Here is a 15,607-nt window from a genome sequence, read left to right as displayed (position 1 = left end):
GCACGCCCCCTACCCAATGATGTGGTTAGAAACGCCCCCTCGCGTCTCCGGCGGGATGGTCTATAAGACCGCGTCCGGACACGCCCCATATGCAACCACAGATGCCCATTTGCACCAACAAAATACCGCAGAATGCTAAACAGGCAACCTTGCGTGTACTTTGCGTGCTGGGTGCACTGCTGTCGTGGACCGTGCACGCCCAGAGTCAGGCACCTGGTCAGCCTCCCGTGCCGCCGCTGGCACCGAACCTGTCGCTGCAGACCGGCAGCCAGCCCGGCGCCCAGGCGGTGCCCGGCTTCTGGGACCCGCGCCGCCGCCCGGAGCGGCCGGACCTGTCGCGCCTCACGGTGATCCGCTTCCTCACCGAAACCGATTATCCACCCTTCAATTACACCGGCCCCGACGGCAATCCGGCCGGCTTCAATGTCGATCTCGCGCGCCAGCTCTGCGAGGAGATCAAGGTCACCTGCACCATCCAGATGCGTCGCTTCGAGACGCTGCTGGACGCCATCGCCAGCAATCGCGGCGACGCCATCATCGCCTCCATGGCAGTGACCCCGGCGATCCGCGCCCGCATCGATTTCACCGATCCCTATTACCGCGCGCCGGGCCGTTTCGTGGCGCGCAAGGATACGGTGATGAAGGAGATCAGGCCGGAATATCTCGAGGGCAAGAAGATCGGCGTCATCGCCGGCACCGCCCATGAGGCGTTTCTGAAGGCGATGTTCACCGATGCGACGTTGCTGACCTTCCCCAACGAGGACCTGCTGCGTCAGGCAGTGCGCAAGAGCGAGGTCGATGTCATCTTTGGCGACGCCATCTCGCTGGCCTTCTGGGTCAATGGCAGCGATTCCGGCGACTGCTGCGCCTTCTCGGGCGGCCCCTTCATCGAAAGCCGCTTCTTCGGCGAGGGCATCGGCATCGGCGTCCGCAAGGGCAATGACACGCTGCGCCAGGCGCTGAACTGGGCCCTGTTCCGCACCTGGGAAAAGGGCCGCTATACCGATCTGTGGCTGAAATACTTTTCCGTCAGCCCGTTCTGATTTCTCACTTTTGGCGGTTTGGCATTTCGGTGCGGAGCCGCTAGGTTCCGCGGCCCGGAGGCCATCTGATTATGTCGACTGCTGAAACCACCATGAGCCCGAGCGACCTGCGTGCGCTCGCCGAGAATTCCAACGCCTGGCCGTTCGAGCAGGCGAAGGCGCTGGTGGCGCGTCTGAAGAAAGCCCCGAAGGACGAGGTGCTGTTCGAGACCGGCTATGGCCCCTCGGGCCTGCCGCATATCGGCACCTTCGGCGAGGTCGCGCGCACCACCATGGTGCGCCACGCCTTCCGCGTGCTCACCGAGGACAAGATCAAGACCCGCCTGCTCGCCTTCTCCGACGACATGGACGGCTTCCGCAAGGTGCCGGACAATGTGCCGAACAAGGAGATGCTGGCACAGCATCTCGGCAAGCCGCTGACCAGCGTGCCGGATCCAATCGAAGAGGGGGTCTCGTTTGGCGCCGCGAACAACGCCCGCCTGCGCGCCTTCCTCGACCATTTCGGCTTCGACTACGAATTCGCGTCCTCGACCGACTACTACAAATCCGGCCGCTTCGACGCCACGCTGCTGCGCATGCTCGAAGTCTACGACAAGGTGATGGACATCATCCTGCCGACCCTCGGCCCGGATCGCCGCGCCACCTATTCGCCGTTCCTGCCGATCAGCAAGACCACCGGCGTGGTGCTCCAGGTGCCGATGATCCGCCGCGACGTGAAGGCCGGAACCATCACCTATATCGATCCCGATACCAGTGAAGAGGTCACAACCCCCGTCACCGGCGGCGCCGTGAAGTGCCAGTGGAAGGCCGACTGGGCGCTGCGCTGGGCCGCGCTCGGCGTCGATTATGAAATGGCCGGCAAGGACCTGATCGATAGCGTCAAGCTGTCCGGCAAGATCTGCGCGGCGCTCGGTGGCACGCCGCCGGAAGGCTTCAACTATGAGCTCTTCCTCGACGAAAACGGCGGCAAGATCTCGAAGTCCAAGGGTAACGGCCTGACCATCGACGAATGGCTGCGCTATGCCTCGCCGGAATCGCTGTCGCTGTTCATGTATCGCGAACCGAAGGCGGCGAAGCGGCTGTTCTTCGACGTGATCCCGCGAAATGTCGACGAGTATCAGCAGTTCCTCGACGGCTATAACCGCCAGGATGCCAAGCAGCGCCTGTCCAATCCGGTCTGGCATCTGCATGCCGGCAACCCGCCGACCATCGACATGCCGGTCACGTTCCAGCTCCTGCTGACGCTGGTGTCGTCGTCCAATGCCGAGAACGCCGACACGCTGTGGGGCTTCATCGGCCGCTATCGTCCGGGCGTGAGTGCCGCGACGCATCCGAAGCTGGATGCGATGGTCGGCTACGCGATCAACTACTATCGCGACTTCGTCGCGCCCACGAAGACGTTCCGCGAGCCCACCGAGATCGAGCGCGTGGCCCTGCAGGATCTCCGCGATGCGCTGTCACGCCTGCCTCAGGACGCAAGCGCCGAGGATATCCAGAACACGGTCTATGAAATCGGCCGCCGCGAACCGTTCCTCGATCACAAGAAGCCCGCCAAGGACGGCCGTCCGGGCGTGTCGCTGGACTGGTTCAACATGCTGTATCAGGTGCTGCTCGGCCAGGAGAAGGGCCCGCGCTTCGGCTCCTTCGTGGCCGTCTATGGCGTGCAGAACGCGATCAGCATGATCGATGGCGCGCTGGCGCGAAGCGCATAAGAAACGAAGGCGCTTCCTGCCCGCTCTTCCGCTTGCGGGAGAGCGGGACTAGGACCTCACTGACTCGCCCAGACGATCCGGGCAATCCACTCGATATCCTGCACCGCAAAACTACGATCGGCGTGGGTGGCATTGAGCGACTGCAGCTCCAGCAGCTTGGTGGTGCGCCGCTTCAGCTCCTTGGCCATCACCTCGCCGTCCTTGGTTTTCACCACCACACGGTCGCCCTTGCGGATCTGCGCACTCGGCGACACCACGATGATGTCGCCGTCGCGATAGGCCGGCTTCATCGAATCACCCGAGATGGTGAGCGCATAGGCGTGCTCGTCATTCACCGAGGGCAGGCCGACTTCGTCCCAGCCCTTGCTCCCCACGGGGAAGCCCGCATCGTCGAAGAAGCCGCCCTGCCCTGCTTGTGCAAAGCCGAGCAGCGGCACCGACTGCACGATCTTCCGCGTGCCCTCGATCAACGACACGAAACTGTCGATCGGCACATTGGTCGCCTGCAGCGCCTTCGACACCGACTCGGTGGATGGCCAGCGCTCGCGTCCTTCATTGGTGATACGCTTGGATTTATTGAACGTGGTCGCATCCAGCCCCGCTTTCTTGGCGAGGGCAGAGGCGGTCAAACCGTTGCGTTCGGCGAGCAGGTCGAGCGCATTCCAGATCTGGGCATGGGTCAGCATGATCTCGTCCCTCTTCGTCCCTTGGCGCGGCCTTGCAGGCCCGGCAGGCGGCTGGCGCGCGGAATCGTGGCAGCAACTAGGAATTATTGCCGCCGTTCCGCGATTTACGCAACTGGCATCTGAAAAAAATGTGCGGCCTTGAGTTGCACTCGTGCCGCCGATACGGTCGGCCGCCGACTCCCGTCCGACAAGACCTATCGAGGGTTGTCCGCACGCCATCAAGATCAACCGGGAAAGCCCGACAACCTGAAAGCCCGGCGATTGCGCAGCATCTATAAAATCTGTCCGGCGCCGCAATGGCGTGAAGCCGAGCGCCAGGGCACCTATCGCGGCAGCGCCGACGACCTCCGGGACGGCTTCATCCATTTCTCCACCGCCGCCCAGCTCGAAGGCACGCTCGCCAAGCATTATGCCGGCCAGAGCGGCCTCTTCCTGATCGTAGTGGACAGGGACGCACTCGGCGACGAACTGCGCTGGGAGCCCTCCCGCGGCGGCGACCTGTTTCCCCATCTCTATGGCGAGCTCGATCTCGGCACCGTCACCGCCGTCATGGACCTGCGCCTGCGCGCGGACGGCAGCCATGTTATTCCGGAGTTGTTGTAAGTGATCCGTGCCTTCGATGCCTTTTCCCTGCCGATGCTGCGCTTGCTGGATGCGGAAGATGCCCACCGCCTCGCCATCCGCGGGCTGAAGCTGCTGCCTTACGCCAAGCCCCGCCCGGATGACCCGAAGCTCGCAGTGCGCGCCTTCGGCCTGAATTTCCCGAACCCTGTCGGCATCGCCGCCGGCTTCGACAAGCATGCCGAAGCGCCGGACGCGTTGCTGCGTCTCGGCTTCGGCTTCGCCGAGATCGGCACGGTGACGCCGCTGCCACAGCCCGGCAATCCGCGCCCGCGTCTGTTTCGCCTCGAGCGCGACGAGGCGGTCATCAACCGTTTCGGCTTCAACAGCGAAGGCGCCGCCCCCGTGCTGAAGCGCCTCGCGGCGCGCGCCCAGCGCGGCGGCATCGTCGGCGTCAATGTGGGTGCCAACAAGGACTCCACCGATCGCACCCAGGACTATGTGAAGCTGATCGAGACCTTCGCCCCGGTCGCGAGCTATTTCACCGTCAATGTGTCCTCGCCGAACACGCCCGGCCTGCGCAACCTGCAGCAGGCGTCCGAGCTCGACGACCTCCTCGCCCGCGTCATCGAAGCGCGCGACCGCGTCCGCAAGACCGCCGGCGATTCGCCGGTGCTCCTGAAGATCGCGCCCGATCTCGGCCTCGCCGATCTCGACGATGTCGTCCATGTGGCCCGCTCGCGCGGCGTCGATGGCATGATCGTCGCCAACACCACGATTGGCCGCCCGCCGACCTTGCGCGACCAGGCGACGGCGAAGGAGACCGGCGGCCTGTCCGGCCGCCCGCTGTTCCGGCTCTCGACCCGCATGGTCGCGGAGACCTTCGTGCGCGTGGAAGGCGCCTTCCCGCTGATCGGCGCCGGCGGCATCGATTCGGGCGGCGCCGCGCTGACCAAGATCCGCGCCGGCGCGAGCCTGATCCAGGTCTATTCGTCGCTGGTCTATAAGGGTCTCGGGCTGGTGGATGCAATCAAGGCCGACCTCACCTCGACGCTGCTGCGGACCGGGCGGGATTCACTGTCGGAGATCGTCGGCGCCGATGCGGCGACGATTACGGCAGAGGATTGGCCGGTTTGATCTCCATCACTCATGCTTTGTCGTCACCCGGCTTGACCGGGTGACCCAGTAAACAACGCCGCCGTGATTAATACTACGGCCGGCGTCTACTGGATCGCCCGGTCGAGCCGGGCAATGACAGGGAGAATTACCCAAACGTCTTCCTCAACAACGCCGGATACCTCATCGCCTGCAATCCGCCACGCGCGATGTAGTGCACCAGCAGCGCGCCCCATAGCCCGGCATTGCCCCACGGCCGCAGCAAGAGCCATCCGGCGAAGAAACACACGAGAGACAGCACCATCAGATTGCGCATGTCACGCGCCCAGGTGGCGCCGATGAACACACCGTCATAGGCAAAGGCGAATACGCCGAGCACCGGGGCCAGCGCCACCAGCCAGAGAAACTCGCGCGCCAGCACGCGCACATCCGCACTCGCGGTCATCGCATCGATCAGCACACCGCCGCCAAGCGCGTAGATCACGCTCAATGCGATCGCAAAGCCAAAGCCCCAGACGATCACCAGCCGCACCGCGCTGGTGAAACCGACGCGGTTGCGGGCGCCGTAGGCGCGGCCGCAAAGCTGTTCGGCCGCCGTGGCGAGACCATCGAGGAAGAACGCGCTGATCAGGAGGAAATTGGTCAGCACGGAATTGGCCGCGAGAAGCAGGTCGCCGGAGCGGGCGCCTTGCGCGGTGAAGAACAGGAACACAGTAATCAGCGCCGCCGTGCGGATCAGGATATCGCGATTGACCGCCATCGTATGTTTGAGCTTGTCGCGCTCCAGCAGCACCGCCCATGGCGCGGTGAGCCTGCCGCCGGTGATCCGCCACGCGATGATGACGCCGAGCAGGAGACCGGTGCCCTCGGCGACCACGGAAGCCAGCGCTGCGCCAATGATGCTCATGTCGAGGATCAGCACGAACAGCAGCATCGCCGCCATGTTGACGGCGTTGATAGCGATCTGCACACCCAGCGCCAGCGAGGCGCGCGCCTGGCCGACCAGCCAGCCGACCACGACGAAATTCGACAGCACCAGCGGCGCCGACCAGATGCGCACGGTGAAATAGCGATGCGCGGCCTCGGTGACCCCCTCGCTACCACCCATGGCGGTGAGCAGCACATAAGCGAGCGGCACCTGCAGCAGGATCAGCAGCGCGCCGATGGCGCCGGAAATGATGAAGCCACGCGGTAACAGCGCGCGCAGTTCCTGCCGGTCGTCAGCGCCAGCGCCTGCGCCGTGAAGGCCACCGTGCTCATGCGCAGGAAGCCGAACAGCCAGAATGTGCAATCGAACAGCACCGACGCCATCGCCACGCCGCCGAGCAGTGTCGCATCGCCCAGCCGGCCGATCGCCATGGTGGCAACGATACCGAGCATCGGCGTGGTGAGATTGGCCAGCATCGCCGGCCCCGCGATGGAGAACACATCGCGGGTGGTGGCGGGGTGGAATGTGGGGGAGGATGAGGTCGTCGTCATCGTACGGTTTCTGTCGTTGCCCGGCTCGACCGGGCAACCCAGTAAACAGCGACGGGAGTGATAGAACGCAGGCGTTTGCGTTTACTGGGTTACCCGCTTTCGCGGGTAACGACAGCTAGTGGTTCTCATCGCCGCGACGAGAACAGCCGCGAGATCAACCAGATCGGCACCACGATCACGGCGCCGAGCAGGAAGTAGCGCCACAGCCCGCTGATGGCGTCATAACCGAAATCATAGATCCACTGGAACAGGCGGCGGATGCTGTAGACGATGTTCCATGGATCGAAGCCGATGGCCGCGAGCACCACGCCGACCAGCACCGACAGCAGCACCAGGCGACCGAGCACCGCGAGCGGCGATCCGCCGAGGAAGCGTGACAGGCCGTCATTCTGTGCCGGCAAGCTGCGTCCCGAAGCGTCGCGGGTCTCGTTGGGCTGCATCATGGTCTCCTGCGCGAGATGGCGCTGACATCATAGTGGGTTCACCGGACATGGGGAACCCGTGCGGCACGATCAAGGCGCAGGATCGTAGGATGGGTTGAGCGCAGCGATACCCATCACGTCAAGCGCATGGGGTGATGGGTATCGCTCCGGCGCTTTGCGCCTGCGCTCAACCCATCCTACATACCCACCATGAGGGACGGAGTTACACGGCCACCTCCGCCTTCAACATCCGCTCCAGCGTCTCCAGCCGATCCGCCTCGCGCGGCGGCTTGTCCCAGCGCAGGCGATTGATGCGCGGGAAGCGCATCGCGACGCCCGACTTGTGCCGCGGCGACCGCGCCAGCCCTTCAAATGCAACTTCCAGCACCAGCCCCTTGTCCGGCTCATGCGTGACATGACGCACCGGTCCAAACTTCTCCGTCGTGTTGCGGCGGACGAAGCGATCGATCTGCAGCAGCTCTTCATCGGTGAAGCCGAAATAGGCCTTGCCGACCGGCACCAACCGGTCGCCGTCATCGCCCTCGGTCCAGACGCCAAACGTGTAATCGGAATAATAGGACGAGCGCTTGCCGTGGCCACGCTGGGCATACATCAGCACGGCGTCGATGATGTGCGGATCGCGCTTCCACTTCCACCACTGGCCCTTCGGCCGCCCCGGCACATAGGCGCTGTCACGCCGCTTCAGCATCACGCCTTCGACGGCCTCGGCATCCTCGCCGGCACCAGCGCCAGCGGGATCGGCGCGCGCGGCGGTGAGCGCATCCCAATCGGCAAAGGTGATCTGCTCGGACAAATCGATGCGATCATCATCGAGCTCGGTGATGAAGGCCTCCAGCTTCTTGCGCCGATCCTCGAACGGCAATTCGCGCAGGTCGTTCTCGCCATCGCTCAGCAGATCATAGGCGCGCAGATGGATAGGAAAATCCTTCATCAGCTTCGGCGTCACGCTCTTGCGGTTGAGCCGCTGCTGCAGCACGTTGAACGACTGCACCCGCTTCTCACGCAGTACCAGCAGCTCACCATCGATCGCGCCGGGCAGACGCAGCGACGGCACAAGATCGGGAAAGCTTGCGGTGATGTCCTCGCCCGATCGCGAATAGAGCCGCGTGACGAGCTTGCCGTCCTCGCCCATGCCGCTATTGGCCTGGACGCGGATGCCGTCCCATTTCCATTCCGCCGTGAAATCGCTGGCATTGAGGCTGGCGAGGTCGCCATCCTCCACCGCATGCGCCAGCATCACCGGCCGGAACGGCGCGGGATCGAGGTTGACCGGCTTGTCGGCGCGCCCTTCGAGCCAGGCAAACAGCTCGCCATAAGGCGGCGCGAGGCCGGGCCAGATCAGCTCGACATCATGCGGGTCCTTGTCGCCGAGCATCGCGGCTGCCGTCTTGGCGAGCCGCGCGGAAATACCGATGCGCAGCGCGCCGGTCACGAGCTTGAGCAGCGCCCAGCGGCCGGTCTCGTCGAGTTCATCGAGCCAGCGCATGAGCTGCGCGGGAAGCTCGGATTTGCCGAGCGTTCGTAATGTCGTGACGACTTCGGTGAGCGTGGGCGGCGGCGGATTGTTGTGGGCGACCTCTTCGCCCTTCGGCCACATCAGCGCCACTGTCTCCGAGAGATCGCCGACATAGTCATAGGACAGTTCGAACAACACCGGATCGGTGCGTGACGCGATGAGATCACGGATGAGCCCGGCTTTCGCATGTTTGAACGATAGCGCTCCCGTCAGCGCCGCCAGCGCATAGCCGCGATCGGGATCCGGCACCTCGCGAAAATAGCCGACCAGGAGCCGCAGCTTGTTGTTGCGGCCGGGCTCGTAGGCGAGACGATCGAGCAATTCGGCGAAGCGGTTCATGCGTCCGCACCCTCGCCAGCCGGAAGCGTTTCTTCTTCCTCTTCGTCGCCATAGCCCACCAGCGCCAGCGGTCGCGCGATCAGGCCCTTGCTCTGGCACCAATGCACCAGCGCATCCTCCTGCCCATGCGTGACCCAGATCTCGCCGGCGCCCGTCGCGCCAATCGTGGCGCACAGCCCGTCCCAATCCGCATGATCGGAAACGATCAAGGGCAGTTCGATGCCGCGCTGCCGTGCCCGCGCCCGCACGCGCATCCAGCCGGAGGCAAAGGCGGTGACCGGATCGGGAAAGCGCCGCGTCCAGAGATCCGATGTCGCCGACGGCGGCGCCAGCGTGATGGTGCCGGCGAGATCGGCCTTCTTCACGCCCTTCGCCGGACGCAGCTCGCCGAGATCGATGCCGCGCTGCTGATAGTAGTAAGTGATCTTCTCCATCGCGCCATGCAGATAGATCGGCGCGTCATAGCCGGCTTCACGAATGAGCTTGATCACCCGCTGCGCCTTGCCGAGCGAGTAGGCCCCGACCAGATGCGCCCGTTCCGGAAACAGCGCGACGGATGCGAGCAACTTGCGCACCTCATCACCCGCATCGCCGTGGCGAAACACCGGCAGGCCGAACGTCGCTTCGGTGATGAACACATCGCACGGCACCACTTCGAACGGCGTGCAGGTGGGATCATGCGCGTCCTTGTAATCGCCGGACGCCACGATGCAGGTGCCCTTGCAGGTCACAGCGATCTGCGCGGAGCCGAGCACATGCCCGGCCGGATGGCAGGAGATGGTGACGTCGCCGAGCTTCAGGGTTTCACCATAAGAAATCTCCTGCGTGCTGCCCGCGAAATTCTCCCCATAGCGGAGCCGCATCATGTCCAGCGTTTCCCGCGTCGCCAGCACGGCGCCGTGGCCGGGGCGGGCATGGTCGGAATGGCCGTGGGTGATGACCGCGCGATCGACGGGCCTGACCGGATCGATGTGGAATCCACCGGGTTTGCAGAGAAGACCGGCGGGCTCGGGGATCAGGATGTCTTGCGGGCGCATGTTCATGATATAGGCCCGCTCGGGGCCGATTGGAGTCCTCTGGCGAACGCCCCTCGCCCTGCCCGGTTCCCTTATGGCGCATGTGTTCATGTCATCCGGCGAAATGATCGCCGACCGTCGTTTCGATTATGGACGTGATCTGGAGCTTCGCGGCGACCTCGCCGGCGCCGCCGACCTGTTCATGCAGGCGATCGAACTGGCGCCGGATTTCGCCTCGGCCTGGTTCGCGCTCGGCGATGTCCGCGAACGGCAAGGCGACAGAACCGGTGCAATCGACGCATTTTCGCGCGCAAAGGCGGCAAATGGCGCCGATTTTCTTGGGGCAGACTTGCGGCTGTTGCGGCTGACCAGCGGCAAACTTGCGGCGATGTCGCCGCAATATGTCACCACGCTGTACAATCAATACGCCGCAAAGTTCGAAAAATCCCTGGTCGGCGACCTCGGCTATCGCGGCCCGGCAATGCTGTTCGATGCCGTGTCAGCGGTATGCGCAGTGGCTGCGAAGCCCGTGCGTTTTCACCGCGCTATCGATCTCGGCTGTGGCACCGGCCTTGCCGCACAGGCGTTCAAGGACAGTGTTGAAGAATTCATCGGCATCGATCTCTCCGCCGAGATGATCAAGCGCGCGCGGGCGACGGGACTCTACAAAGCACTGGCGACCGCGGATGCCGTCGACGGGCTGCGCGATCACCCCGATGCAATCGCCGATCTCATCCTCGCTGCCGATATGATGATCTATATCCACGACCTCGCGCCGCTGTTCGTCGAAGCTGCCCGCGTGCTGAAGCCCGGCGGATTGTTCGCCTTCACGGCTGAGACTCATGAAGGCGAAGGTGTGGTGCTCGGCGCCGGCCTTCGTTTCGCGCAAAGCGAGGCGCATCTGCGCGAGCTGCTCGAACAGGCAGGCTTCAGCATCGATCGCATCGACAATGCCTCGATCCGCAGCGAACGCGACGTTCCGGTGCCGAGCCTTGTGATGGTGGCGTCAAAGGCCTGATCAGACAAAAGCCCCGACCTTTCGGCCAGGGCTTTGCTGTCTGACGCTGTTAAAGCGATCAGTATTTCGCAACGACCGGGCTGTTGAAGTGATAGTTCACGCCGGTGCGGAAGATGTGCTGCTTGACGTTGCTGGTCACGGCAAAGGCGTTGTTGCCTGCGACAAGCGTGTCCGAGGCCGAGCCGAGATCGACATAAAGATATTCGCTCTTGCTGGTCCAGTTCGGCCCGAACATTCCGAAGAACTTGAACGGCCGCTCAATGCCGCCGCCGACTGTCCAGCCACTGCGGCTGCCGGAGAGCGTGGTGTCGATGCCGGGGCCGTTGCCAACGGCGGTAACGCGCGTCTTCACGCCACCATAGGCGTAACCGGCGGTGCCATAGAGCAAGGTGGAGCCGAGCGAATAACCGAGGCGACCACGCACCGTGCCGAGCCAGGGCAGCTTGGCATCGAATGATGCGTTCTGGGCGACGAGGCAGCGGGCGATACAGGCATCGTCATCACGCTGAAGGGAGCCCTGGATGTCGGCCTCGATGCCGGCCACCCAGTTGGCCGCCTGCCAGTTGTAGCCGATCTGGCCGCCGCCGATGAAACCATCCGGGGAGAGGTTGAAGAACTCGCTGGCGCCCGAGCCGACGAAGGAGCTGCGATTGCGCGACGAGGCGCCGCCCGCATTGCCGCCGAGATAGAGCCCGGCCCAGTTCGCTGCAGGTGCCGGCGTGTAAACGCCATTGCCGCCGATGCGGTAGTTCAGGCCGACGCGATAGATGCGTTGTCGGATGTCGGTATTGAGCGTCTGGGCACCGGCTTCGAACACGTCGCTCTTGTGGCCGAGATTGACGTAAAGCGCCTCGACCTTGGCGCTCCAGTTGCCGCCGAGCGCGGCCTCGACGCCACCGCCATAGGTCCAGCCATGGTGAAAGCGGTTGCCGAAATCGGTAACGCCGATGGACGTCTGGTTCAGCGTGGTGCGCACGCTGCCATAGGCGTAGCCCGCGGTGGCATAGCTGAAGACCGGCCCGTCCGCGCGGCCGATGCGGCCTCGCACGGTCCCGAACCAGTCAAGCCGCTGGTCATAGGCGGTCGTCTCGCCGATGCGCAGGTTGGTGAAATCATCCCGCATGGCCGCGCCCTGGATGTCGGCCTCTATGCCCAACACCAGCGGTCCGAACACCGAGCCGGTCTGCCAGTTGTAGCCGACCTGGCCACCACCGATGGCGCCATGCGGCGCGAGATGCGTGGTGTTGAAGGAAGGTGTCGCGCCGCCGAAGCTGACCAGTTCGGTCTTGTTGCGGCCGAGCCCGATGCCGGCATTGGCGCCGATATAGAAGCCGGTCCAATCATAGACCGAAGCGACAGGGGCCTTGAGATAGGGAGCTTTCGCCGCCATGTCTGCGGCCTGTGTTGCGAGGGTCGTACCGAGCAGTGCAGCAGTCGTAACAAGATACTTCAAGATGGCCCCCGCAATCGGATCAATGCGGACGGTTATAGCCGGAGACTGCAAAAATGCTGTAGCGCGGCAGGTACATTTGCCGCGACACCATGACGCTGAGACGGGCGATCAAACAAAAACCCCGGCCTTTCGACCGGGGTTTTGCCGTTTGACGCTTTTGTTATCGTGATCAGTACTTCGCAACGACCGGTGTGTTGAAGTGATAGTTCAGGCCGGTACGGAAGATGTGCTCGGTGACACCCGTGCTGGTGATGTTGCCGCTCGGGAGGACGTCGGTCTTGCGACCGAGATCGACGTAGAGATATTCGGTCTTCGAGGTCCAGTTCGGTCCGAACAGGCCAAGCAGCTTGAACGGGGTTTCGATGCCCGCGCCAGCGGTCCAGCCGCTCTGGGTGTTCGAGAAGCTCACCGATCCGCCGGTGGTCAGGTCGGTCAGCGCGGTCTTCACGCCGCCATAGGCGTAACCGCCCGTGGCATAGAACAGGGTCGAGCCGACCGAGTAGCCGAGGCGACCGCGAACGGTGCCGAACCAGGGCAGCTTGTGATCGTAGGCGACTGTACCGACGCCAACGACGGTCTTCTGGTCACGCTGGCTGGAAGCCTGAATGTCGGCTTCGAGACCGTAGACCCAGTTGGCTGCCTGCCAGTTGTAGCCGATCTGGCCACCGCCATTGATCCCATCGGGATTCAGGCTGAACTGCTCGCCAGCGCCACCGACCGGACCGAGATAGGTGCGATCACGGCCAGTGCCGGAGCCGACATTGCCGCCGATGTACCAGCCGGTCCAGTTCGCCGCAGCAACCGGCGTGTAAACGCTGTTGCCGCCGATGCGGTAGTTCAGGCCGACGCGGAACAGGTTGTCACGCAGCTCGGTATTGGCCAGCTGGCCGGTGGCGCCGATGGCTTCACCGTAGCGGTTGCCGAGATTCAGGTAGAGATATTCAATCTTGCCGGTCCAGTTGCCGCCCAGCGCCGCTTCGACGCCGCTGCCGATGGTCCAGCCGGTGGCCGTACGATCCTGGGTGAAGGTGCCGACGCCGGCTTCGGTGATCGTGCTCTTGACGTTGGCATAGGCGAAACCGCCGGTGAAGTAGCTGAGGACCGGACCGGTGGCGAGACCGACGCGACCGCGCACGGTGCCGAACCAATCCATGCTGCTGCTGTACTGCACGGTGTTCAGGCCAGCCGGTCCGGCGACATTGGCGCCGCCGCCGGTCAGGCCGCCACCTTGGAAGTCGGCTTCGAGACCGTAAACGATCGGTCCGAGCAGCGAATCGGTCTGCCAGTTCCAACCGATCTGCGCGCCACCGAAGGCGCCCTGGGGCGAACGGTAGATCGAATCGTTGTTGGTGTAGCTGTGCGTGATACGGTCGCGACCGACACCGCCGCCGGCGTTCACGCCGAAATAGAAGCCGGACCAGTTGTAAACGGCGACGACCGGAGCCTTGTAGTAAGGGGCCTTCACGGCAAGATCAGCTGCCTGGGCGCTGACGGCGGTTCCGATCAGCGCGGCGCTGGCGAGAAGAATACGTTTCATGGTCGACCCCATTTGAATTGTTCTGGGAAGATACGGGAGTCGGGTCCATCTGGCTGTATCCGGACAGCCACACCTGACCATATTGCGGCAAGTCGCCGACGGCGCAAAAAGCGCAGTTAAATAAGTGTTTAGTGACGTTTAGCGGATAGTGCGCGTTACGGCACGCCCCTTCCCACTCCCTGCCGCCGTGAAGATGCCGAAACCGTGAAGGGATTGCCAAGCTCCCCGCGCCCGCACAGGATGCATTCCGGCCAGCAGACCGCGAACAACGCGGCAGCGGCTCAAGAACGCCCGCAAGAGGCGGGCATCAGGGGAGAAACTGCGAAATGCCGTCACGCCACCATTCCGTCCTCACGCTCGCGGCCGGTGCCGCGATGCTTTCGGCCGTCACGACGGCGGCCCTCGGGGCGGACGAGAAATATGATCCGGGCGCCAGCGACAGGGAAATCAAGCTCGGACAAACGATCCCCCATAGCGGCGCAGGCTCACTTTACGGGGTGATCGGCCGGACCCAGGCCGCCTATTTCCAGATGCTGAACGAAAAGGGCGGCATCAATGGCCGCAAGATCAACTTCCAGTCGCTGGATGACGCTTATAGTGCCCCCAAGGCTGTGGAAGCCACGCGCCGCCTCGTCGAGCAGGACGAGGTACTGGCGCTGTTCGGCTCGCTCGGCACCGCGCCCCAGTCGGCCGTGCAGAAATATCTCAACACCAAGAAGGTCCCGCAGCTGCTGCTGAACACTGGCGCGTCCCGCTGGAACAACCCGAAGGAGTTCAAGTGGACCACGCCGGGCCTGCCGATCTATTCGACGGAAGGCCGCATCATCGCGCGCTACCTGACCCAGACCAGGCCCGAGGCCAAGGTCGCTATCCTTTACCAGAACGACGAGTTCGGAAAGGATTTCATGAATTCGTTCAAGGAGATCCTGGCCGAGGCCGGCGGCAAGGCGAAGGTGGTGGCGGAAGCCTCCTATGACCTCACCGACCCCACCATCGACAGCCAGCTGATCAACCTGTCGAAGTCCGGCGCCGACACCTTCTTCAACATCTCCACCGGCAAGGCGACCTCGCAATCGATCCGCAAGGTGGCCGAGCTCGGCTGGAAGCCGCTGCATCTGCTGGTCTCGACCTCCAGCGGCCGCTCGATCCTCAATGCCGCCGGCGCCGACAATGCCAAGGGCATCGTCGCGATGAGCTATACCAAGGAAGTCGGCAGCGAGAAGTGGAAGGACGACGCCGACGTCATCGCCTTCCAGGAGCTGCGCAAGAAATATCTGCCCAATATCGACCCCGACAACACCATCGCCTTCCAGGGCTATTCCCAGGCGGTGACCATGGCGGAAATCCTGCGCCGCTGCGGCGATGAGCTGACGCGCGAGAACGTGCTGAAGCACGCCACCAATCTCGACGGCTATCGCGCGCCGGTGTTTTTGCCGGGCATCACCTACGGCTTCACGCCCACCGACTACACCACCATCAAGGCGCTCTATGTGGGCACCTTCAATGGCAATGACTGGGACCTCTCGGACAAGCCGGTGAGCCAGTAAGTCGACGTTTCGAGCATTACTCCCCGGCGGCGACGCCGGGGAGCGGACGACCAAATCGGACTCACAAAGAGCCGAAGCAACAATTCCAGGGAGAACGTCATGACCAAGGGGACATTTGCGTCCGCGTTGATTGCGGCCGTT

At 63.8% G+C, this 15,607-nt stretch carries 12 protein-coding genes and 1 pseudogene; 6 read left to right on the top strand and 7 right to left on the bottom strand.

Features of this window, described 5'->3' with window-relative positions; genetic code table 11:
* The first annotated feature begins 89 nt into the window (after positions 1-89).
* Both ACIQ17_RS07360 and ACIQ17_RS07355 read left to right on the top strand, forming a co-directional pair.
* On the top strand, positions 90-1,043 hold the full coding sequence (locus ACIQ17_RS07360) for a transporter substrate-binding domain-containing protein (RefSeq protein WP_398466956.1): 954 nt from the start codon (positions 90-92) through the stop codon (positions 1,041-1,043).
* Between the two features lie 71 nt (positions 1,044-1,114).
* A complete protein-coding gene (locus ACIQ17_RS07355) occupies positions 1,115-2,755 on the top strand; it encodes a lysine--tRNA ligase (RefSeq protein WP_398466954.1) in 1,641 nt (546 codons plus the stop codon).
* Positions 2,756-2,811: 56 nt separating this feature from the next.
* Here ACIQ17_RS07355 and ACIQ17_RS07350 read toward each other — a convergent pair whose 3' ends face one another.
* Positions 2,812-3,441 (bottom strand): S24 family peptidase, encoded by a 630-nt coding sequence (locus tag ACIQ17_RS07350; protein ID WP_398466952.1) that lies wholly within the window; start codon positions 3,439-3,441, stop codon positions 2,812-2,814.
* Positions 3,442-3,702: 261 nt separating this feature from the next.
* Between ACIQ17_RS07350 and ACIQ17_RS07345 the strand changes: the two genes are divergently transcribed.
* Both ACIQ17_RS07345 and ACIQ17_RS07340 read left to right on the top strand, forming a co-directional pair.
* Positions 3,703-4,044 (top strand): DUF952 domain-containing protein, encoded by a 342-nt coding sequence (locus tag ACIQ17_RS07345; RefSeq protein WP_398466950.1) that lies wholly within the window; start codon positions 3,703-3,705, stop codon positions 4,042-4,044.
* A complete protein-coding gene (locus ACIQ17_RS07340) occupies positions 4,045-5,139 on the top strand; it encodes a quinone-dependent dihydroorotate dehydrogenase (protein ID WP_398466948.1) in 1,095 nt (364 codons plus the stop codon).
* Positions 5,140-5,266: 127 nt separating this feature from the next.
* Here ACIQ17_RS07340 and ACIQ17_RS07335 read toward each other — a convergent pair.
* The 4 genes and pseudogenes from ACIQ17_RS07335 to ACIQ17_RS07320 form a co-directional block, all read right to left on the bottom strand.
* Positions 5,267-6,597, bottom strand: a pseudogene (locus tag ACIQ17_RS07335) (MATE family efflux transporter).
* A 125-nt stretch (positions 6,598-6,722) separates the two neighbouring features.
* Positions 6,723-7,037: a DUF6460 domain-containing protein gene (locus tag ACIQ17_RS07330; protein ID WP_398466946.1), complete on the bottom strand. Its 315-nt coding sequence runs from the start codon at positions 7,035-7,037 to the stop codon at positions 6,723-6,725.
* Between the two features lie 205 nt (positions 7,038-7,242).
* Positions 7,243-8,895 carry a cisplatin damage response ATP-dependent DNA ligase gene (locus tag ACIQ17_RS07325; protein WP_398466944.1) on the bottom strand — a complete coding sequence of 551 codons (1,653 nt, stop codon included), beginning with the start codon at positions 8,893-8,895 and terminating at the stop codon, positions 7,243-7,245.
* Positions 8,892-9,932 (bottom strand): ligase-associated DNA damage response exonuclease, encoded by a 1,041-nt coding sequence (locus ACIQ17_RS07320; protein WP_398467007.1) that lies wholly within the window; start codon positions 9,930-9,932, stop codon positions 8,892-8,894. The genes ACIQ17_RS07325 and ACIQ17_RS07320 overlap by 4 nt, the downstream gene beginning before the upstream one ends.
* Positions 9,933-10,020: 88 nt before the next feature.
* Between ACIQ17_RS07320 and ACIQ17_RS07315 the strand changes: the two genes are divergently transcribed.
* On the top strand, positions 10,021-10,929 hold the full coding sequence (locus ACIQ17_RS07315; RefSeq protein ID WP_398466942.1) for a methyltransferase domain-containing protein: 909 nt from the start codon (positions 10,021-10,023) through the stop codon (positions 10,927-10,929).
* Between the two features lie 58 nt (positions 10,930-10,987).
* On the opposite strand, the gene ACIQ17_RS07310 is transcribed toward ACIQ17_RS07315, so the two are convergent.
* Both ACIQ17_RS07310 and ACIQ17_RS07305 read right to left on the bottom strand, forming a co-directional pair.
* Complete coding sequence (locus ACIQ17_RS07310) at positions 10,988-12,382, bottom strand: outer membrane protein (RefSeq protein WP_398466940.1); 1,395 nt, start codon at positions 12,380-12,382, stop codon at positions 10,988-10,990.
* A 169-nt stretch (positions 12,383-12,551) separates the two neighbouring features.
* Positions 12,552-13,919, bottom strand: coding sequence for an outer membrane protein (locus tag ACIQ17_RS07305; protein ID WP_398466938.1), 1,368 nt, complete (start codon positions 13,917-13,919; stop codon positions 12,552-12,554).
* Positions 13,920-14,245: 326 nt separating this feature from the next.
* On the opposite strand from ACIQ17_RS07305, the gene ACIQ17_RS07300 reads away from it, so the two are divergent.
* Entirely contained in the window at positions 14,246-15,466 is a 1,221-nt protein-coding gene (locus ACIQ17_RS07300; protein ID WP_398466936.1) for an ABC transporter substrate-binding protein, read from the top strand.
* The last annotated feature ends 141 nt before the right edge of the window (positions 15,467-15,607 follow it).

Source organism: Tardiphaga sp. (assembly GCF_044340795.1).
Taxonomy (GTDB): domain Bacteria; phylum Pseudomonadota; class Alphaproteobacteria; order Rhizobiales; family Xanthobacteraceae; genus Tardiphaga.
This window is presented reverse-complemented; position numbering and strand designations above follow the sequence as displayed.